The sequence below is a fragment of the Massilia atriviolacea genome (assembly GCF_003953935.1).
Taxonomy (GTDB): Bacteria; Pseudomonadota; Gammaproteobacteria; order Burkholderiales; family Burkholderiaceae_D; genus Telluria_A; species Telluria_A atriviolacea.
Window position 1 is genome coordinate 325,073 of sequence record NZ_RXLQ01000002.1, and the last position, 20,565, is coordinate 345,637.

17 protein-coding genes are annotated in these 20,565 nt (G+C 65.9%); all 17 read right to left on the bottom strand.

What is annotated here, in order from left to right; all coding sequences use genetic code 11:
* Window positions 1-63: 63 nt before the first annotated feature.
* The 17 genes from EJB06_RS04395 to EJB06_RS04475 all read right to left on the bottom strand — a co-directional run bounded on the left by EJB06_RS04395 (window position 64) and on the right by EJB06_RS04475 (window position 20,526).
* A complete protein-coding gene (locus EJB06_RS04395) occupies window positions 64-1,311 on the bottom strand; it encodes a glycoside hydrolase family 19 protein (RefSeq protein ID WP_126072770.1) in 1,248 nt (415 codons plus the stop codon).
* A 268-nt stretch (window positions 1,312-1,579) separates the two neighbouring features.
* Window positions 1,580-1,933 carry a hypothetical protein gene (locus tag EJB06_RS04400; protein ID WP_126072771.1) on the bottom strand — a complete coding sequence of 118 codons (354 nt, stop codon included), beginning with the start codon at window positions 1,931-1,933 and terminating at the stop codon, window positions 1,580-1,582.
* Window positions 1,934-1,936: 3 nt separating this feature from the next.
* Window positions 1,937-2,587, bottom strand: a complete 651-nt coding sequence (locus tag EJB06_RS04405) for a DUF3540 domain-containing protein (protein WP_164557811.1) — start codon at window positions 2,585-2,587, stop codon at window positions 1,937-1,939.
* A 35-nt stretch (window positions 2,588-2,622) separates the two neighbouring features.
* Window positions 2,623-3,705 (bottom strand): pentapeptide repeat-containing protein, encoded by a 1,083-nt coding sequence (locus tag EJB06_RS04410; protein WP_126072773.1) that lies wholly within the window; start codon window positions 3,703-3,705, stop codon window positions 2,623-2,625.
* Window positions 3,706-3,713: 8 nt separating this feature from the next.
* Window positions 3,714-6,164 carry a type VI secretion system Vgr family protein gene (locus EJB06_RS04415; protein WP_126072774.1) on the bottom strand — a complete coding sequence of 817 codons (2,451 nt, stop codon included), beginning with the start codon at window positions 6,162-6,164 and terminating at the stop codon, window positions 3,714-3,716.
* A complete protein-coding gene (locus EJB06_RS04420; RefSeq protein WP_126072775.1) occupies window positions 6,149-6,877 on the bottom strand; it encodes a dienelactone hydrolase family protein in 729 nt (242 codons plus the stop codon). Before EJB06_RS04420 ends, EJB06_RS04415 begins: the two co-directional genes overlap by 16 nt.
* Before the next feature lie 124 nt (window positions 6,878-7,001).
* Complete coding sequence (locus tag EJB06_RS04425) at window positions 7,002-7,355, bottom strand: PAAR-like domain-containing protein (RefSeq protein ID WP_126072776.1); 354 nt, start codon at window positions 7,353-7,355, stop codon at window positions 7,002-7,004.
* 37 nt (window positions 7,356-7,392) lie between these two features.
* The gene (locus tag EJB06_RS04430) at window positions 7,393-10,050 is read right to left on the bottom strand and encodes a DUF2169 family type VI secretion system accessory protein (RefSeq protein WP_126072777.1); all 2,658 of its coding nucleotides are present in this window, start codon (window positions 10,048-10,050) and stop codon (window positions 7,393-7,395) included.
* Window positions 10,051-10,259: 209 nt separating this feature from the next.
* Window positions 10,260-11,021, bottom strand: a complete 762-nt coding sequence (locus EJB06_RS04435; RefSeq protein ID WP_126072778.1) for a PP2C family protein-serine/threonine phosphatase — start codon at window positions 11,019-11,021, stop codon at window positions 10,260-10,262.
* On the bottom strand, window positions 11,015-12,436 hold the full coding sequence (gene tagH / locus EJB06_RS04440) for a type VI secretion system-associated FHA domain protein TagH (RefSeq protein WP_126072779.1): 1,422 nt from the start codon (window positions 12,434-12,436) through the stop codon (window positions 11,015-11,017). The genes EJB06_RS04435 and tagH overlap by 7 nt, the downstream gene beginning before the upstream one ends.
* Before the next feature lie 13 nt (window positions 12,437-12,449).
* On the bottom strand, window positions 12,450-12,950 hold the full coding sequence (locus tag EJB06_RS32410; RefSeq protein ID WP_229426929.1) for a TssQ family T6SS-associated lipoprotein: 501 nt from the start codon (window positions 12,948-12,950) through the stop codon (window positions 12,450-12,452).
* 32 nt (window positions 12,951-12,982) lie between these two features.
* A complete protein-coding gene (gene tssH / locus EJB06_RS04450) occupies window positions 12,983-15,673 on the bottom strand; it encodes a type VI secretion system ATPase TssH (protein ID WP_126072780.1) in 2,691 nt (896 codons plus the stop codon).
* Complete coding sequence (gene tssG / locus EJB06_RS04455; protein ID WP_126072781.1) at window positions 15,666-16,742, bottom strand: type VI secretion system baseplate subunit TssG; 1,077 nt, start codon at window positions 16,740-16,742, stop codon at window positions 15,666-15,668. The genes tssH and tssG overlap by 8 nt, the downstream gene beginning before the upstream one ends.
* Window positions 16,739-18,607: a type VI secretion system baseplate subunit TssF gene (gene tssF / locus EJB06_RS04460; protein WP_126072782.1), complete on the bottom strand. Its 1,869-nt coding sequence runs from the start codon at window positions 18,605-18,607 to the stop codon at window positions 16,739-16,741. Before tssF ends, tssG begins: the two co-directional genes overlap by 4 nt.
* Complete coding sequence (tssE, locus tag EJB06_RS04465) at window positions 18,607-19,173, bottom strand: type VI secretion system baseplate subunit TssE (protein ID WP_126072783.1); 567 nt, start codon at window positions 19,171-19,173, stop codon at window positions 18,607-18,609. The genes tssF and tssE overlap by 1 nt, the downstream gene beginning before the upstream one ends.
* On the bottom strand, window positions 19,166-19,996 hold the full coding sequence (locus tag EJB06_RS04470; RefSeq protein WP_126072784.1) for a type VI secretion system accessory protein TagJ: 831 nt from the start codon (window positions 19,994-19,996) through the stop codon (window positions 19,166-19,168). Before EJB06_RS04470 ends, tssE begins: the two co-directional genes overlap by 8 nt.
* 53 nt (window positions 19,997-20,049) lie before the next feature.
* Complete coding sequence (locus EJB06_RS04475) at window positions 20,050-20,526, bottom strand: Hcp family type VI secretion system effector (RefSeq protein WP_126072785.1); 477 nt, start codon at window positions 20,524-20,526, stop codon at window positions 20,050-20,052.
* Window positions 20,527-20,565 lie beyond the last annotated feature (39 nt).

Genomic DNA, 20,565 nt, shown 5'->3' on the forward strand with positions numbered 1-20,565 from the left:
AGGCGGCATCCGTATATCGATGCCGCCTTGTCGCTTTCAGGCCTGGGCTTCAGCCCGGGCCTGTCAGCAAGTCAGATGAGGCCCGGTGGCGACGCCCAGGTTCTGGGTGAAGCTGGTGTAGTAATTCACCCGGGTCTGCATCTGTGCCGGCCCCTGGTACTCGGTGCCGCCTGCGCATTCGCGATTGCCGTTAATGGCATTGATGGTCTGGCCGAAACCGTAGCCGCCCACCATCGAGTCATGCGCCGACCTGCCGGCCCGGCCCGGCTGGGTCATCCAGTACCAGACCGCACTGCGCCAGGCGATGGTGGCGTTGGTGGCCAACAGTTCCGGATTGTTCACCAGTTGCTCGCCCAGGCCCATGGCGTTGCCCAGACTGCGGTAGTTCGAGGTCCAGCTGATCTGGATCGGGCCGCGGCCGAAGTACTGGTCGACCATATTGGTGCTCTTGCAGGTGACGCGTACCCAGTTCACATCGCAGTACAGAGGCCAGTTGGCGGTGTTGTACTCCCTGACTGCCTTCAGGTTGTCCGATTCGTGCTGCAGGTTGGCGAAGAAGGCGGCCACTTCCTGCTTGTCCAGGGTCGCGTTGCCCGACTTGGCAAAGCTTGGATAGTACGCTGCCGCAGCGACAAAGTCGGCGTATTGGTAGAACGAACTGCGGCTGGGGAACCATGCTTCGAACTGGGTTTTTGTCAGGCCGGCAAAACTACCTCCCGGGTCGGGCGTCGGCGTCGGCGTTGGCGTGCTGCCACAGGTTGTTGGCTGCCAATACCAGGTGCTAATGGTCGGATCGGTACCGTCGGAACCGTTGCTGCCGCTATTGACGACCTTGTAGAAATTGCCGTTAGCTGGATACTTCACCACCGTGCCCAGGCTGTAGTTCACTCCCGCGCTCCAGGTCTGGGATGAACAGGTCGGGGTCGGGGTCGGTGTCGGGGTAGGGGTAGGGGTAGGTGTCGGTGTCGGCGTTGGCGTCGGCGTCGGGGTAGGCGTAGGCGTCGGCGTGGTGCTGCACGAACCACTCACGGTCCATGGCTTGCCGCTGCCGGCGGCTCCGCTGTTGGTCGATGGATTGTCGCCCTGCGTCCAGTAGGCTGCCGTGTAGTTCGTCCCCCCGTAGCTGGCCGATTTGCCGCCGTCATAGACGGTGGCGCTGTTCCACGCTGCGTAGCAGACGCTTGCGGCCGCCAACATCTTGCTTTGGGATGACTGGGTGCCGGTGGAGGTATTGTCGCCGCCGCCGCCGCACGCGGCCAGCGACCCGCCCAGTACGCTGATGATCAGGCTGTTGATGATTGTTCTGTTCAATTGAGGCTCCCTATCGAATTGTCGGGGCACTTGCGTGCCGGAGATAAAGCTGGTCGATCCGTGTGCCGCGCGTCACTCCGTGCCCGCGCGGTGATGGCGGAATCGGCTTACCCGGCAATTCCGATGCTTTATGTGCAAGATCGGTATACCAATATAACACCAATAATCGGGAATATGCATACCAAGTTGAGGGAAATTAATACCAAAATGGGCCGTCGAGGCAAGGACTGAGACCGACATGCTTGCCACGTCGAAGGGGCCGTCGTGCTCAGGAGCGGGAAAAATCGATCAGGGCCCGCCCGCTCGAGCGGTCGACCCGCAAGGCGACCGTGCAGCCGGCTTGTATTGCCGGCAGATCGATCGCGGCGATGGGCTGGGCGATGTCGCGCTGCGTGGCGGGCGATTCCACATCCACCAGGCGCACCACGCACAGCGACCGGTCGTCGATCAGGGTGCCGCTCTGGCGCGCACTGACCACCTTGGCATAGCGGATATCGCCGTGCGCGAGCAGCCTGGCGTCGGCGGCCCTGGCGCGGAATAGCCCACGGATCTGCCAGGCGGTGTGCCCGGCGACAAGCAGGACCACGGCCGCTGCGATCGCCATATAGCCAACGTCGCTCATGCGTCAGCCGAGATGAATCTGTTTCGAATCCATCTTCAACAGCTTGTCGCTGGTCACCATGACGTGGTCGCCATGCAGCCGGACATAGTCCCTGGCCTGATAGTCGAGCTGGCCTGCGCGCAGGTGGTCGGTTTGCTCGACCTGGCGATAGCAGACCCGTGCGACCTGGCGGACTTTGTCCAACAGCATTTCCAGCGCCTGCCCGGTGTGCCGCAGCACCCCCAGTGCGCCCTGCCACTGGCGGCCATGGTAGCTCAGTTCCTGCGCGACGACGACGGCGCTGTCGGCGCGGATGTCCAACTGCCCCGATGCCAGGGACAGCGATGCGCTTTCCAGGCGGATGGCGTCGTCGCTGAGGACCTGCAGCGCGCCGCCGTAGCCGATCGTCATGGCGCCGTCGACGCCGACCCGGGCGGTGCGCGCGCTGTCGCGTTCCAGCACGGCGATCAGGTAACTTTGCTGGCGGCTCGGACCGGAGACCAGCACCTTGTCGCCCGTGTCCGGATGGAGCAGGCAACTGGCGGCGCGCTTGCAGGTCAGGGTGCCGCCATGCAGGTCCAGCAGAAAATTTCCATGGCCGAGATCGGCGACGACCGTGGCAATGGTGTGAATTGCCGCGTCGAGGGCGCTGGCGGGTGCGAGTACGGTATGCATCGTGAACATCCTTTCAAAAAATGGGGGAGGGCAGCTCATCGCGACCAGAGTTCGGCCTGCAGGAGCGCCTCGTCGTGTTCGACCAGGCCGCGCCGGCTGCTCCATGTCGCGCCGGCCTGCGCGCTGCGATGCAGCCGGGTGTGCTCGAAGCCGGCGTGGCTGAAGCGGGCATCGCGCAGGTCGGCATAGGAAAAATCGGCGAAGCGCAGGTCGGCGTCGCGCAGGTCGGCTCCTTCGCAGCACGCCGCCTGGAAATTGGCGTAAGCGAGACTGGCGCCGCGCAAGTTGGCTGCACGCAGGCTGGCACGCGGCCACAGCGTTTGTTCAAAAAACCCGCCGGACAGATCGGCGCCGTCCAGCGTGGCTTCGGCAAACAAGGCAAAGCGCGCCTGCACGCCCCGCAGCAGCGCGCCCTGCAGTTGCGCCCCCTTGAACATGCAGTGCTCGATGCTGGCCCCGCTGAAATCGGCCTGCGCCAGGTCGCTTTCGACAAACTGGCACAAGGGCATGGCCAGGCCGGCGAAGACATTCCCACGCAGCTTCGCCTTGGCAAAGACAAGGTTCTTCAGGCTGGCCGCGCGCCACCGGGCGCCGGCGAAATCGACCTCCATGAACACGGTTTTTTCCAGCTGCGCGTCGGAAAAATCGCAGCGATGCGCCGAACATTCGGTGACGCACAATACCTCTGCCCTCAGCGCGGCCAGGCTGGCATCGTCGAGCTTGCAGCGCAGCAGGGTGGCGTTGCTAAGACACGCGGATGACAGCTGCGCCGCGCGCAGATCGCAATTGAGCATGCTGGCGCCGTTGGCGTCCGCGCCGTCGAGCCGGGCCTGCGCCAGGTCGCAGTCGTGCCAGGTCGTTTTGGCGAGCCGGGCTGCGCGCAGGTCGGCCTGCCCGAACTGGCAGTGCATGAAGTCGCACTCGGTCAGGTCGGCGCCGCCGAGCTGGGCGCCGCGCAGGTCGACCCTGTCGAACTGCCCGCCTGAGAGATCGAGCCCGGTCAGTACGGCGCCGCGCAGGTCGCGTTTTTCCACGGCTTCGCCATTGGCGATTGCCGATTGCAGTTCTTGCGCCGACATGGTCCGGCCCGCAGTACTGGAGAACGTGGTGAAAGACATGGCGCAGCTCAAAAGATCAGGTTCATGAATCGGTTGTGCACAGCGACCCCGCCATTGACGTTCTCGACCGCGCTGCTTTGATTGAACATCACATTGCCTTCGACTTTTGCGCCGTTGACATCGCGCTTGAAGACGCAGAAGTCGGTCTTGAAAACGAAGAAGCTCAATGCTTTGATATTGAAAGAGGAATGCAGCATCCGGAAGTTCAGATTCACCGGAACGACCGATACCGCACTGGTGGCGTAGGAGAATTTGACAATGCCCACGATGTCGACCGCGTAGGTCGCCGTGAGACCGAACTTGTTGTCGTACGTTGCATTCCCGGACTTGGGTTTTTCCTCGGCGGCCGCCCCGCCGCCGCCGCCGCCCGCCTTGATGAACACGTCACCGGCAAAAATATTGTGCACGCCGGAGGTATGGTAATCGGCATTGCTCGCGGTCACCTTATGTCCGCCATGCACAACGTGAACGTGGCTGCCATCGACGATATGGTCCTGGTTGCCACTGACTGCGCGCAAATAGTCGCCGATCACGTTTTGTTGCTGGTTTCCGTTCAGCATATGGACCTGGTTGCCATTCAGGTCGTAATTGCGATGTCCATGCACCGTGTAATTATGGTCGCCGTGCAGGACGTAATTGTGATTGCCGTAGATGGTTTCGTTATAGTCGCCTGTGACGACATGCTCGTGGTGGCCGGTGACCTTGTGCGCATGGCCGCTGCGATGCTGCTCGGTGCTGGCGCCCGCGACCGTGCGCGTGCTGGTGCCGCCAACCGCATGGGCATGGTTGGCGCCGATGGTGGTCACCTTATTGGCGCCGACGCTTTCGGTCAGGTTGGCCGCCACCGACTGGGTCGCGTTGGCGCCGATCGACTCCGTATGGTTGGCGGCAATGGTCTCATCCTGATTGTTGCCGACGGTATTGGTCTTGTTGTTTTCCACTTCGATCAGCATGTCCTTTTCGGCATGCAGCGCCAACCTTTCCGCGCCGATGGCGTCCTCGAACTCCAGCGAGTTGGCATTGGCGGGCGAACCGCCCTTGGTCGAGCGGGTCACGATACCGCTTTTGCTGGCGGCGCCCGGCAGCCCGAACGGGGGCATCTGGTCGGCGTTGTAGGTGCTGCCGATCACGATCGGCCGGTCGGGCTCGCCACCGATGAAGTCGACCACCACTTCCTGGCCCACGCGCGGGATGTACAGGGTGCCGAAATTGGAACCGGCCCAGCTCGTTGCCACGCGGAGCCAGCACGAACTGTTTTCATCCATGCTGCCGTAGCGGTCCCAGCGAAACTGCACTTTGATGCGGCCGTATTCGTCGGTCCAGATTTCTTCGCCCGCCGGGCCGACCACGGTGGCCGTTTGCGGGCCGCTGGTGCGCGGCTTGGGCGTGACCTTGCGCGGGCGAAACGGCAGGGTGGCCGCTTGGGTGACGAAATCGCATTCGTAGCACGCCGGGGTCGGGTCGCTGGCGTAGCACGGTTCCTGCAAGCGATAGGTCACGCTCACCAGCAAGTACTCGCGGTTGGCATCGTCGCGCGGGCAATTGCTCAGGGTAAAGCGGTAGCCGGGCGCCAGGGCGCGCACCGTGGCGTGGCCATGGTCGCGTTCGCGCTCGGACTGGAGCGCTTCAAGGCGAATGCGGCTGTAGTGGTCGGCATCGCCCATGTCGGCGTAGCCGCCCATCCAGTCGTAGATTTCCATGTCGCCATGCTCGTGCGCACCGGCGTTGGCGCGCTGGTTCTGCAGCCTGGCGCGCGGCTTGGTGAAATTGTAGTCGTCCGTCACATAGCTGCCCGGCGCGATTTCCTGCGCCACCTGGTAGCGGTCGATGAATTCTTCCTGCGGCGTGGCCACGCGCTCGGCCTTGAAGAAGGGAATCGCGGCGTAGCCGGGCAGCACCTGGTGCGCGCCGATATCGTCGGCCAGTACCAGGGTGTGGCTGCCCAGCGCATGCTTGAAGTAATAATAGATGCCCTCGTGCTCCATCAGGCGGCTGACGAAATCGAAGTCGGTTTCCTGGTACTGGACGCAATAGGTCCAGGTGCGGTAATTGCCGGTCAGATTGAACTCCAGGGCAAAGCCGTATTCCCCGAGGACTTCCTGCAAGATATCGGCGACGCTCTTGTTCTGGAAGATCTTGCAGTCCTTGGTTTGCGTGAGCAGCCACAACCACGGGCGCACGATGGCGCGGTAGCGCCAGCTGCGCGCGGTTGCCCCTTCCCGGCCCACCAGCATGCCGCGCCCGACGATGCCGTTCAGGTAGCGCACTGCGCCGTCGCGCGTTTGTACTTCCACCGTCAATGGCTGGCCCAGCAGCCCCTTCAGGTCCAGCGCGTTGCTGTCGGCAATCATGTCCACTTCATATTCAAACAGTTGCGACAGCGCTTCGGTGCCGCGCAGGGCGCTAAACAGCAGCACCTCGTCACCGAGCGGCGTGTGGGCTTTTACAATGCGTTCCATATCAATTCCCTTGTAGGCGTAAATGCTTCGATCTCACGTAATAGTTCGGCTACCTTCGGCCACCAGAAGTCGACGCCATGCGGGTCCAGCACGTAGCGGTGGGCGCATTCCTTGAAGCGGCCGAGGTTGATAAATTCGGCGTTGGCGCCGCGCTCGCAGTAGGCGGCGTGCAGCGTCCTGGCGTAGTCGAGCGGCCAGAAGCTGTCGTTGTCGGCGTACAGCCACAGCGAGCGCACCCTGGCGCGCCGGCCGTAATAGCGGAACGCGTCGCATAGCGGCTGCTGCCAGCCGTGGTCCGACTCCCCGCGCAGGCCGCCGGCAAAGTTCACCAGCGCACGCACGCCGGCATGCGGCTTCATGCCGTAGGCCAGCGTTCCCAGCGCGCCATACGAATGCCCGCTGACGACGATGCGGCTGGCGTCGATATACGGCTTGCCGCACAGGGCCAGCACCACGGTCTCGATGTCGCGCGCACAGCACAGTCCGGCGGCAAGCGGGTTGGCCCAGTGGCTCAGATGGCGGCCGCCCGAATCGGCAAACCCCCTGCGGTTGGGGGCGGCCACGGCATAACCGTGGCGCAGCAGGACCTTGGCCAGGGCGTCCGGCCGGCTGCGTGCTTGATGCACGGTATTGCCGAAATTCTTGCCATGGTTAAATACCCAGAGCGGAAACGGCCCCGGCCCGCCCGGCAGGTACAGGGTGGTCACCATCATGACCGGCCTGGCCTCGCGCGAGGCAATCAGCAGGATGCGGCGAGCGCGTCTGTGCGAAGGGCGGTGGGCCGGACCGGCTGGGACGCTGCGGTACTTCAAGGAAACCCCTTTCTGATCGGCATCGTTAAAACGCCAGCACCTTGAATTGGCCCGGCACCAGATAGATACCCGGTGCGTTGGTGGAATTCTGGATCGACATGCTGGTCATGCGCGTCGCCGGCGTCGCCTTGATCAGCAGGTTGTATTTGCCGCTCACTTCACGCGACGGTCCCATGACCGTCCCGCTGGCCACGCCGACGCCGGGCAGGGTCATGGTCATCGGCGCAAAGGTGGCCAGGTTATGGGCCGGGGTGCCGCCCACCAGGATGTTGAAGGCGTTCGGGATATGCATCGGCGCCGGCGCGGCGTTGGGCGAGGTAATCGGAATCTTCGCATCGACCGGCGCCAGGCTCAGGCCAAGCTGGGTTTTCAAGAACATGGGGTGTCCTGCATAAAGTGGGAGAAAAACATCGGCCTCAATCGGCCAGGGCGGTGTCGGGCGCCAGCCGTGGCAAGAATTTGGTCTGCTCCAGGTAGGCCTGGTCGAACAGGGTGCCGCCGTCGCCCACGGTTTGCGCCAGATCGGCCCGAAACAGATTGGCGCCACGCAGGTCGCACGAGCGCAGATCGGCTTTCGCCAGGCTGGCGCCGATCAGCCGGGCGTCGCGCAGGTCGCTGGCAAGCAGGATGGCGCGCGTGAAAAAACTGCCGCCGGCATCCATGCGCTGCAAGGTGGCCCCGGTGAGATTCGCTTCCGAAAAATCCGTGATCGCCGCTGTCGCGCCGCTGAAATTCGCACGCTGCATGCTGATTTCACGGAAATTACACTGGGACAGTTGCGCATCCGTAAAGTCGGCTTCGTCGAAGGCGGTTTGATCGGTGACCGCGCAGGTGCGCAGGACGCTGCCGCGAAAACTCAGCCGTGCCGCAGCCGTCGTGACCCATGCGCTATCCTGCAAGGTGGCTTTGTCAAAACACAGATCGTCTTGCCGGCCTTCGATAAAGACGCATTTCTCGAGATGCGCATGAAGAAAGCTGCAATGGCGCATGTCCACCTTGTAGAAAGTGACCGAAAAAAAGCGCGCATGATCGAATCTGGCCGACGCGAACTGCATGTCGTTCAGCATGACTTCACCGATCCGCGCGTGCGAGAAGTCGCTGTGATCGAGCCTGGCTTCTTCCCATGCGCACTTGTTCAGCTCGGCGTGCGCGAAGCAGGCGTAGCGGGCATCGGCTTGCGCCAGGCTGGCGCCGTCGCACCTGGCGTGCGCAAAGCTGGCCCCGGCCAGCGCGGTGCGCGCCAGGACCGCATCCCTGAAGTCGCAAGCATCCAGTTTGGCATCGCGCAAGTCGGCGCTTTCCAGCATGGTGCGACTGAAATCGGCATTGCGCAAATCCATGCCTGACAGATCCGCTCCAGTCAGGTCCAGGCCGGCAAAGTCGCGTGTCGTGGCGTAGATCGCCGCCACCTGCTCGCGCATGCGCCGGGCGGCAGCGCCGACCAGCACGGCGGCTGGCGCGAAACTGCTCGCGCCATGCAAGTACATCCTGTGCATGGTCGACTTCAGCTCCGCAGCCGGGATGAGCTCGGGTACGGCCATGCCGGAAAACGATTCCGCTTCGCGGACCAGGCCGGCGTGGCTGGCGCTGAAATCGGCAAAGCTGTGGGCCGGCGCCAGCGGCGGCCGCGTCACGCCGGTATCGCTGTCGAGCAGGGGCGCCAACTGGTCCAGCATCGCCGTCTGGGCCTGATGTTCGGGCGGGAGATTGCGCGCCATCTCGCTACGCGTCTTCGCCAGCGCGGCCCGGGCTTCGGCCATGTCGGCGGCGTGCAGCCGGTCCACTTTTTCCATGAATTGCGGCAGATCTTCCAGGCGGCGCGGCAGCTCGGGGGCGGCGTCCATGGGCGGCAGTACCTGGTCCGGGTCGAGTCCTTCCGCGCGCGCCGTTTGCGCGCTCTGCTCGCGCTGGTTCCGCATGCGCTGGCGCTGATTGCGCTCCAGCGGGCCTGGCACCTTGTCGAACAGGGTGTCTTCGCCTGGGAACAGGGGGGCCAGCGCCACGCCTTCAGGCAGCAGGTCGCCATCGCGAAAGGCGTAGTTGCTGCCCGTTTTGGTGTCAAGCCGCTGGGCCAGCACCTTCAGGAAGTGGGCGTGATCGCGTTTTGCGTGGCGATGCTCCAGCGCGGGCATCAGTTGCACGACGTCGTGGGCATCGTCCTGGCCGATCTCGACCACGCCGTGATAGATCAGGACGCATTCCAGCCGGTGCGGGAAGAACCATGCTGTGGTCAGCCGCAGGTCGATGTCGGCGGTAAGCTGTTTGTCGTTCTTCCGTTTCACCACGAGGCAACGGCCGACCCAGTCGGGAATGGTCCCGCTCAGCACCGCGTGCTCCGGGTGCAGATTGCGCAGCGTGTACGGCGTCCCGGCAAGTTCGACGCTGGCTGGGAAGTGCTGGTCGTCGGGCGCGGCATTCCATGCGCGCCAGTCCAGCGTCGGCGCAAGGCCGGGGAAGTCGTTCTCGAACCAGCGTTGGTCATGCACGCCCATGCGCGCCTGGCGCTGCGGCCAGGACAGGTCGATCGGTCCCATGCCGGCCGGGGCCGACGGTGGCCTGCCTGGCGAGTGGTACAGCTCGCCGGCCAGCTCGACGTTCGGCAGCCGGATCACTTGCTGGCCGCCAATCTGGTCGGGGGCCATGCCGCGCCCAAGCGGATTGCTCGCGCAGGCCGCGCCGCCGTAGGCATGCGCCCAGTCCAGCGGCATGGCGTCGAACGGCGCCGGCGCGCTGGCGCCCCCGGCGATCCAATAGCGCTCGCCGAAGACGGTCAGGCTTTTTTCGATAGCGCCGACCCGGGCGGAGACGGCGCATCGGGTTTTGTCCTGCTGATGACGGGTATAGCCGAAACCGGATACCAGAAACTCCGGATATTGCTTCGGCATGCCCAGGTCGAGTACCTTGCTATCCCCCAGTTCGCTTGCCAGCATGGGCCACAAGCCCTGTTCATTCAAGAGCGTGGGATTGGCGCCCAGCGTGTGGTGCGCATACGCCGTCACGCATAAATAATGCTTTTTCTGCCAGGTAAAGGGCCGGGGTAATACGCCCAGGCGCATCGGTTTGATGATTTTCATTCGTGCTTGTTTATCCGGTGACGCTGGAAATCAAATAAATATGGCGCGCGCGTTATTTAATGAATTAAATATTGCAATTATTTTAATCGGCGAGCCATGCTAACGTTATTGAAGCGCTACGGTCAATTATGTTTCCCAATGTTTTGAATATATTAATCCGGTCATTAACAGGTAATATAAATATCGTATGTCCTGCAATCGACCGATTATCAGGCGCCCGGCGCGCGGGTGACCAGTTGCGGATCGCCGGCCCACACGCCCAGCGCCGAGTAGTTGTCTTGCGTGCCTTCGCCATCGCTGCGCTGGCGCACCTGTTCCGCCAGCAGGGCGATCCAGTCGGACACCGTGCCTGCCGCCTGCAGGCAGCGCTGCATCGCCGCTTCGTCGAGCCCATGCCAGAAGCCGTCGGTGCACAGCAGATAGGCATCGCCGTCGTCAAGCGTGCACGCCGCGCCGGGCTCGATGGTGTCGGTATCGGCCTGGCCCAGCGCGTGGCTGAGCAAATGCGCCTTGTCCGGGCTGCTGGACAAACCCGCCCTTTGCAGCTGGGCGGCCAGGCTGTGGTCCTCGGTGCGCTGCCACAGGCAGCCGCGCCGGAACAGGTACAGGCGGCTGTCGCCGACATGAATCCACTGCGCCATCCGTGCGCGGCGGTCGATAAACAGCGCCACCATGGTCGCCGCCATGCGTGCGCGTTCGGGATTGCGCCGTTGCTCGGCGACGATGGCGGCGTCGGCGGCATCGACGCTGCCGTGCGTCATCGCTTGCAGGCCGAACGATTGCTTGTCGTCGAGTTGCTGCAAGGCCCAGTGCACCGCCAGCCGGGATGCGATGGCGCCGCCGGCCTGTCCCCCCACGCCGTCGCTGATCACAAAGCAGGCGTCGTTCTCACGCACGCGCAAACCCAGGGCATCTTCATTGCTGGCGCGGCCGCCTTGATGCGAACATTGCGCCGTGGTCAAGGTCAGCATGCCTGTTGCATCCTTTGGGCGCGGTAGAGTTCGACCTCGGCGTCGTAGGCGGACAGAAATACCTGCCCGAACACGGTATGGAAGTCTTCCTCCACGGCCGTCACCGCCGCCTGGTGCAGCGCGCGGTAGCGCACCCACGCGCGGCCGTCGCGCCCCTTCGGCATCAGGCGGTCGTACCAGACGTCGGCGCCCATCTGCCTGTCCACCACGTCGGGACTGAAATTGAGCAAGAGTTGATTGAGCGCGGCGCGCATGCCCGCCAGCATGCCCATCTGGTGGGCCTGCAGGTCATGGAAGGTGTCGTCGACGGCGCGCTCGGACGTCATGAAGCCGGAAAACGGCGGCCCGAACATCTGCTTGAGCACGGTCTGGGCGTTCGGCAGCAGCTTGAGCGGGTTGTTTTCCTTGTCGAGCATCATGGTCAGCTCTGCCTTGACTTCACGCTTGATGATCGTGCGGCTGGTCAGCAGCTTCATGGAGCCTCCGACCAGTTTGCTCAACAGGCGGCCGGCCTGGTGAAAGTGCGCCTCGTTCAAGGTGCCTTCATTCGGCGTGAAGCCGGCGCCATCGAGAAACGCGGCGACCATGCTGGCGGCGTCGGACGTGGGCGGCGCGGCGTCGCAGGACGCGGGCCGCGCCGCCGCCTGGGCAGGCGGGGAGGCAATCCCGGCAGCGAAGCGGCCTGGCGCGCCGCTTTCGACGGCCCGGCCGAACAGGGAGCCGGTGTCGAAGGGGGCGGAACAAGCCTGTTCCTGCTGCGCCAGTTCCAGCAGCGCAGTGCTGGTCTCGGGCAGGGCGCTGGCGCTGTCGGCGAACAGCATGCTGTGCGCTTGCGCGCCAGGGCTGGCAAAGAAATCGAGCGGATCGAGCGACGGATTGCTGAGCGTCGCCAGGACGTCGTCCGGCAGGAGCGCTGCCGGCGCCGGCGCCTGCGCGACCGCCAGCGGCGCCGACAGCGGCGCCGCGGCGGCAAACCGATGCGCGCTCGGCGCCGGCGCAAAGTCCGACACAAGCTTGTCCCAGAACGCGTCGTCATGCGCCACGATCGCCGCCGGCGTTGCAGCGGGGGGCGCAACGGCGCCTGGCTCCTCGACGGCCGCCGCCTGGACATCGCCAACCTGCAGCAGATACACGCCAATGCGCACCTGGTCGCCATCCTGCAGGCGCCGGGGCTGGTCGCCGGTCAATGCCGCGTCGTTGACGGCAATCGGGCAGACCGTACTCAGGTTGGCCAGGTACGCGCCGCTGTCGTCGATGCGCACCGATGCCTGCAGGCGCGAAATCTGCCTGGTGTCGTCGACCAGCACCAGATGGTTGTCGGCGCCCCGGCCAATGGTGGCGCCAGGCCGGGAAAAGTCCGTGCCGAGCGGCGGGCGTAGCGGCTGTCCGGCGTGTTCGAGGATGGTCAATCGCATGCGTGGTTCCCGATCATGGCTTGGCTGGGAGGACGGCCTTTTTGCGGGCGGCTTCGAACGCCGGCCCCCACATCGGATGCGAGCGCTCGGCTTCGGGCAACTGAAAACCCGGATCGAGCTGCATCACGCGCTCCGCTTCCGCATTGCACAGCGCGGTTTTCCTGGTGATGCAGTAGCTGAACGCCAGCAGCTTGTGCGCCTGGACCTGCGTTGCCGTGCTTGAAAAATCGATGGCCTTGCTGCCGCCCAGGTTGGCGATGACGGCCTTGAAGTCGCCGGCAGCGAATTGCCTGTTCGCTTCCGCGATGGCAGCCTGGCCGCGCTGGTCCATGGAGTTCAGTATCACGACAGCGGGCCTGGCGGCCGGCTCGGGCGCGGCAGGCGGCGCGGTGGGTGCATCGGCGCAGGCGCCCAGCAGGAGCGGGGCGCCGACGGCCAGCACCGATGCGACAGTTCTGGCAACAGCGGCGCTGAACATGGATGCCGGGGGGCGAACGCTAACAGGTCGGTTCATCAAAAAACTCTTTCTTCATAGGTGGGGCAATCTCAGTGCGGAAGTGCCGACAGTGCGGCATCCAGGTCGCCGGCGCGCGCGTCCGGGATGGCTGGCGCGGCGTGCGCATGCTCGAAGCGATACGTAAACTCGCCTGCCTGCGCGCCGATCGTCACCCCCGTCAGTTTGTCGGGCGCCGACAGGCGCAGCAGGATTTCGCGGCTGATGTGCGGCAGCACCGTCTGCGTCAATACCGCGTCGACCATGCGCCCGCCCGATTCGAGCTGGGTGCAGCGCTGCCCGAGCAGGGCCACGGCGGCGTCGTCATAGGTGAAGGCAATGCCGTGGTTGGCCAGCAGGCGGCTGCGGATGCGATTCAATTGCAGCGCGACGATACGCGCGAGCATGCTGTCCGACAGCGGGAAGTACGGCACCACGGACAGGCGGCCGAGCAGGGCGGCCGGGAACACTTTCAGCAGCGGCTCGCGCAGCGCGCCGGCCAGCGCATCGACCTGCGGCATCAGGTCCGGGTCCTGGCACAGGCGCATCAGGAGCTCGCTGCCGACATTCGAGGTCAGGATGATGACGGTGTTCTTGAAGTCGATGTAGCGGCCTTCGCCGTCTTCCATCCAGCCCTTGTCGAACACCTGGAAGAAAATCTCGTGCACATCCGGATGGGCTTTTTCGATCTCATCGAGCAGGACCACGCTGTAGGGCCGCCGGCGCACCGCCTCGGTCAGCACGCCGCCTTCGCCGTAGCCGACATACCCCGGCGGCGCGCCTTTCAGGGTGCTGACGGTATGGGCTTCCTGGAATTCGCTCATATTGATGGCGATCAGATTCTGTTCGCCGCCGTACAGCGTCTCGGCCAGGGCCAGCGCGGTTTCGGTCTTGCCGACGCCGGACGGACCGGCCAGCAGGAACACGCCCACCGGCTTGTTCGGATCGTCCAGGCGCGCGCGCGCGGTCTGCACGCGGCGCGCGATCGCTTCGAGCGCATGCGGCTGGCCGATCACGCGCTGGCCCAGGGTGCCTGCCAGTTCCAGCACCGCTTCGACGGCGTCGCCGACCATCCGACCGACCGGAATCCCGGTCCAGTCCGCAACGACTGCCGCGACGGCATGGGCGTCCACCGCGGTAAGGATCAGCGGCCGTTGTTCCTGGTGCAGTTCGAGCTGCACCAGCACCGCCTGCAATTCGCTCAGGCGCGCCGCACGCTCGCCGGGAGCGGATGCCTGCACGGCCTCGCGCAAGGTGGCTATTTTTTCCGCCATCCGCTTTTCGGCCTGCCAGCGCGCGCCGATGGTGTCGAACTCGTGCCGCTCGGCGGCGATGCGCCGGGCCAGCGGGGCGAGGCGGCCGGCATCGCCGGCGCCGACCTGGCATTCCTTTGTCACGATGTCCTGTTCGACCAGCAGGGCGTCGATGCGGCGCTGGCAGTCTTCCAGCATGGGCGGCTGGCTGTGCTGGCTCACCGCCACGCGGGCGCAGGCGGTGTCGAGCAGGCTGACGGCCTTGTCCGGCAACTGGCGCGCCGGAATGTAGCGGTGCGACAGCGCCACCGACGCCACGATGGCATCGTCCAGCAGCAGCACGCGGTGGTGGGTGGTCAGCTTGGCGGCCAGGCCGCGCATCATGGTGACCGCGCGCGCCTCGTCCGGTTCGGCGATCTGCACGACCTGGAAGCGGCGCGTCAGGGCGGCGTCTTTCTCGATGTATTTCTTGTATTCGGCCCAGGTGGTGGCGCCGATGGTGCGCAGTTCGCCGCGCGCCAGCATCGGTTTCAGCAGATTGGCGGCGTCGCCGGTGCCTGCCGCGCCGCCGGCGCCGATCAGGGTGTGGATTTCATCGATGAACAGGATCACCGGACGGGCGCTGGCCTGCACTTCGGCGATCAGTTCGCGCAGGCGCTTTTCGAATTCGCCCTTGACGCTGGCGCCGGCCTGCAGCAGGCCGATATCGAGCAGCAGCAGGTCGACGTCGCGCAGCGGCGGCGGCACGTCGCCGTTGGCGATGCGCTGCGCCAGGCCTTCCACCACGGCGGTTTTGCCGACCCCGGCTTCACCGGCCAGCAGCGGATTGTTCTGGCGGCGCCGCAGCAGCACGTCGACCATCTGGCGGATTTCTTCATCGCGCCCGGTGACGGGGTCGATCTCGCCGGCCCGAGCGCGTGCGCTCAGGTCGACCGTGTAGAGCTGGAGCGCCCTGGCGCCGCCGGCCGGGGGCGGGGCAGCGCCGGCGCCAGCCGGGACGGCGGCGCCGGCTTGTTCCGGCGAGCCGGCCAGGATCTGGTCGAGGCCGGCGGAGAGAACGTCCGGCAAGACCTGTTCGAACTGGCGCGAGATCCCGGTCAGCACATGGCGCAGGCTGCTGGTCTTAAGCAAGCCGAGCAGCAAATGGGCGCCCCGGATCTTCTCGGCGTTAAAGGTCAGGCTGGCGTAGACCCAGGCGCGTTCGACGGCTTCGTCGATATGGCCGGACAGGTCGCTCACCGCGCCGGCGCCGCGCGGCAATCGGTCCAGCGCCGTCAGCAAGTCGCGCGTCAACTGTTCCCGCTCGACGTTGAAGTGGCTGGCGACGTGCTGCAGGTCGCCGTCGGGCGCCTGCCACAGCTGATGGATCCAGTGCACCAGCTCGACATACGGATTGCCGCGCAGGCGACAGAAGGCGGTGGCGCTCTCGATGGCCGCGTACAGGGTGGGATTGAGCTTGCCGAACAGGGCCAGGCGGCTGATTTCAGACATGAAGTGTTCCTCGTTGAAGGTGAGCGTTGGCGCGCGGCGCGGCGCGCTTGCCGCACGCGCGCGCCATGTAATCGATAATCAGGTGGGCGCTGGCGGCGCGCCGGGTGTCGGCAGGCCGTTTGCCCAGCCACGACGACAGGCCGAGCGGCTGCATGCGGCTCAGCGCCGCCATGGGCTTCTGGTCCTCGGCCAGCAGCAGCTGGACATCCCAGCTCAGGTCCATGCCGACAAATTCATGGACCCATTCGACCAGCGCGGCGACATGTTCGCCGCCCGGCAAAAAGCGCCGGTACTGGTCCAGGGTCAGCGGCCCCAGCACCAGCCGGAAGCGCGACTGGGCGTCGCGCACGGCCATGCCGAGCGTGCCGCCGCGACCCAGGCCCATGCCGGCGCGGCCGAGCGCCAGGCGGTCCGCCTCGTCCAGCCCGACCCAGTGCGTCACATGCTCGACCACCTCGACCGGGATCGCGAAATAGCTGTGCAGGATGGCCCGCAAGCCCTCGGGATTGCGGCTTTGCCGGCCCAGATGGCCGGCCTGGCAGTAGCGCGCATGCAGGCCGATGGCGCCGGGGCGCTGCTGGGCCGGCAGTCCCATGCCCAGCAGGCTGGCCAGATGCGCATCGAAACGCGCCTCGCCCGGACGATCCAGGCTGGCGCTGGCCTGGCAATCGGCCCAGGCGCGGTAAAACAGCGTCGCCAGGCGATGATGAAACAGGTCGGCAAACGCGGCCAGGGTCGGATCGGCCGCCATGCGCTCGCGTTCGCGCACGTACTCGGTCAGATGCAGCGGCAGCGGGCCGTTCGGTCCGAACAGGCCGAAGCCGTACATGCTCAGTTGCGGCGGGCGGCCGTCGCGCTCGCGCAGGCCGGCGACCGAGGCGGGCGCAAAGGCGAGCGAGGCCTTCTGCGCCAGGCGCACCGGTTCCCCGGACGGGTGCGTGCTCCGGCCCAGCGGCTGGGCGGCCCCCGCGCGCGCGTCGATCCAGCGCAGCAGCGCGAACAGATCGTGCTCGTAGGGCGCCTCGCGCAGCTGCCGCCACGGCGCCTGATCGGTCCAGGCCGCGTTCATAGCAGCGGCCTGTTGCCCAGGCGGGCCGGCCAGCTGGCGACCCGGCCCCGGTTGCCGCTATGGAGCTCGAGCTCGGCGAACAGGTTGATCGGCACGTAACGCGCGAAAAACTGTTCCAGCACCGCGCCGAACAGGTAGGGACTGTCGCCCGAGAATGCCTGCTCGTCGACGGTCACGGCGATGTTCACGCCACGGCCATGCATCGGCGGACCAGGCTGGGGCAGGCGGCGGAACAGCGGCCGGTGCACCACCGAGCGCACGCCGTCGACCTGGCGCTGCAATCCCGCCTGGCTGTCGTCCAGATACAGGCCCAGCAATTGACGCAGGATCGCCGCGCCTTGCTCGCCATCCTGCTCGAACAGGCCCTGGTGATTCAGGCCGAGGTGGCTGATCAGCTGCCAGGCCAGCTTGCCGTCGGCCAGCGGCGGCCGGGGACGCGACGGGGCGCGCACGGTCGTGATCGCACCCACCGGGGCGGACACGTTCAGCGTGAAGTCGCTGTCGCCGCCGGTGCAAAGCAGCAAGGCCAGGTCGCGGTTGGTGCACAGCGTATCGACCGACAGCTGGCGCAGCGTGTCGGCAAACGGTGCCGCGTGCCGGTCGACCAGCGAAATATGGACATCGTTGCCGCTGTACGAGGTGCGCGCCCCATGCTGGAGGGCGCGCTGCGACAGCAGGCGTGCTTCGCGCCGCAGGCAGTAGTAGGCGCCATGGTCGCGCGCGTCGCGTGCGAACGAGTCGTGAAACGGCCGGAACTGGCGATCCTCGCCGCTGCCGTGGCCAAGCATGGACGTCACGCTGTGGACCTCGAAGTCGAGCGCCTTGCTGCGGTCGACCACCAGATGGTATTCGTTGACCTTGGGCGACACCAACACCCGGTCCGCACGTTTCGCAAACAGGTTCACCACCGGCGTGCAATGCATGGCCAGGTCGGCCGTGCCGACCAGGCGCTCGAGCGTTGCATCATCCTGGTCGAGCAGGATGGTGATCTCGAAGCGGGTGCCGGTCACGCCGCGCAAGGCGCGCTGCAGGCCGGCGATACTGAAGAACAGCAGCCGGGCAGGGTAGGCGAAATACTCCTGCAGGATCCGGTAGCCCTGGAAGTGGCGCTGGTCGTTCGGCAGCAGGGCCTGCTCCATGTCGAAGCCTTCGTGGCGCACGGCGCTGGCGTCGAGCACCTCGCCCCATGGCCGGCTGGCGCCGTGGCCGCTGTCGGTTGGCCGGCACAGGACGGCGACCGTGTGGCCGGCCACCAGTTCCAGCAGGCGCAAGGCGCGCTGCTCGGGACCGGCCAGGTGGAACGTCAGCTTGTCGAGCGGCGTCGTTTCGCAGCGCTGGCCGCAGCCCAGTTGCAGTTCGATGCGCAGCGCGGCCTTGGCCCGGCTGCGCAGGCGCGCCGGCATATCGCCGGGCGCGGGGCCGAAACGCACCTGCTCCAGGGTCAGCGGCCACAGGGTGACGGCGTGGCCGGTGCGAAACTCGCAGGCCGTCTGCTGGCCGCGCGTCAGCGCGGCGCGCAGCGAGGTCCTGGCCGGCAAGGTGAAGCCCGACGCCAGGCTGCCGACGGTCAGATCGGGCTGCAGCTGCACCACCGCCATCGATGGGGTCGGCGCCAGGTAGCCGGGGTAGATCGACGTCAGCAGTTGTTCGGTATAGCGCGGAAACTGCGCATCCATTTTCAGCTGCACGCGCGCCGTCAGGAAGCTGAAACCTTCCAGCAAGCGCTCGACATAGGGGTCGGCCACGTCGATGCCGTGCATGCCCAGGCGCCCGGCGACCTTGGGAAATTGTTCCGCGAATTGCGCGCCCATCTCGCGCAGGTAGCCCAGTTCGCGGTTGTAGTAGTCCAGCAGCCGTGCATCCATCAGTCGGCCACCAGGTTGTGCAGTTTGGTGTGGCCGGTTTCAATGTCCACGTCGGAGCGCACCAGGAATTGCACCGGATACGGTTGCGACCATAACTGGGCGCGGATCTCGAACGCCAGTTCGTTGTGCAGGGACAGGCTGTCCGGGTCGGACACGCAGCGAACCTCCAGCGTGTCAGGCAGCAGGCGCGGCTCGAATGCGAGGATGGCGCGGCGCAGGTTGCCGGCCAGTTCCTGGCTGTCCAGCTCGGACAAATGCTTGCCCGACAGGGGAAGGATGCCGTAGTTGAGCACCGAGCGATGCACCTGCGGGTACGCCCCCAGGTCGACGTCGGCGGACATGGCCGTGCTATTGAGCAGCCAGACCAGGTCGCGCATGACGGCGCTGCGCAGGGCCGCGCTGGACGTGCCGGGCGGCTCCATTTCGGTGCCTTGCAGCGGATCGTGGTCGGTCAGGCGTTCCAGCAGGGCCGGGCGCAGACGGTCGCGCGCGCCCAGGCGCAGGCGCTCGGGGTCGTCATGGCGCCCGTGGAGGGCGCGCGCGGCCTGATTGCCGGCCTTAAACATTGCCCGCCTGCGCGTCGTCAAGGTCGAACACGATCTCGGCGATATCGAGCAGGGCGTATTCGCCCTGCTCGCTCACCAGCATGCGTTGGCCGATGCCCAGGTACTGCTCAGGCCCCGCCAGCGGCAGCCATTCGGTATACGCGGCGCTCAGGATCTGTTGCCCGCTCGCCGCGGCGGGCAAGGGGTAACGCACCGGCACGGCGCCGTCGATCGGTTCGCCGCCGACCAGATCGATGGCGCAGTGGGACCAGACCAGCGCACAGCGGCTGGCCGGCGGCACGAGGCGGATGCGCCGCACCTGGGAGAGCGGCAGCCAGAGATAGCGCTCGCCCGCGAACAGTTCGAGCACCGGGCCGAGGCGGCTGTCGCCGTCGGCCAGCCAGGCGAACGGGACAGTTGTGTCGCTGCCGTGCAGGCGCAGGTGACCGCTGCGCGCCGGCAGGTCGGCCAGGGCGGCGGCGCGCAGGGCGCCGGCGGTCGCATCGCTGCCGGCGGCGTCGAGCTGCAGGGCGTCGAGCAGGCGTTCCACTGCCTCGTCGGCGCCCGGGACCTCGGGCCGCCGGGCGCCGGCGAACACGTCCGCGCGCAGCAGTTCGCAGGCCAGCGGCCGCAGGTAGGTCCCGGCGAGCGAGTGGGCCTTGGGATTGAGTTCGAGCGTCATGCTCAGCGCCGCCCGCGCCCGCAGCCAGTCGCCGCGCAGGGCCAGCACCTGGAACAGGTGCGCGCGCAGGTCGGCGTCGTCCGGCTTGCGCCGGATGCGTTCCTTGAGCTGGGCATGTTCTTCATCCAGGCCGGCGACTTCGGCGATCGCGTGTTGTGTCATTTTCCACCTTCGAGAAGGGGTTCATCGCGCCTCGGCCCGATGAACCCCGGCCATTACATTTCGACGTTGTCGGTGATGTTCCAGCCCATTGGGCTGCTTGCGCCATTGCCTTGCTTGTCGGTGTAAGCCTGGCGCACCTTGGCGGCCTGGAAGCCGTAGTTCATGACCAGGCGCTCCAGCGTGTCTTGCGGATCGACGCCGATGATCTGCGCCGACGTGACCAGCACGTCTTCCAGGGTGACGACGCAAAACTCTTTTTTCGTGCCGGTCGACTTGCACACATGGACCACCACGCTGCCCAGACGCAGACCGCTGGCGCAGTGCTTGATCAGGGCCGGGGTGGCCTTGTCCATGTAGGCGACCACTTGCAGGTCGTTGAAGCTGGCGCGGCCCGCGCCGCCACCGACGACCATGCCGCCCGGCTGGCTGGCGCCCCACGAGAACGATTTGATGTCGCTCCAATCCTTGTGCTTGTCATCGGTTGCTTCGCCGGTGACGCCAGTTACTTTCATAAACATCATTGCTGCCATGTAAAACTCCTAAATTAAGAAAAGACTTGCGGGGTTGTT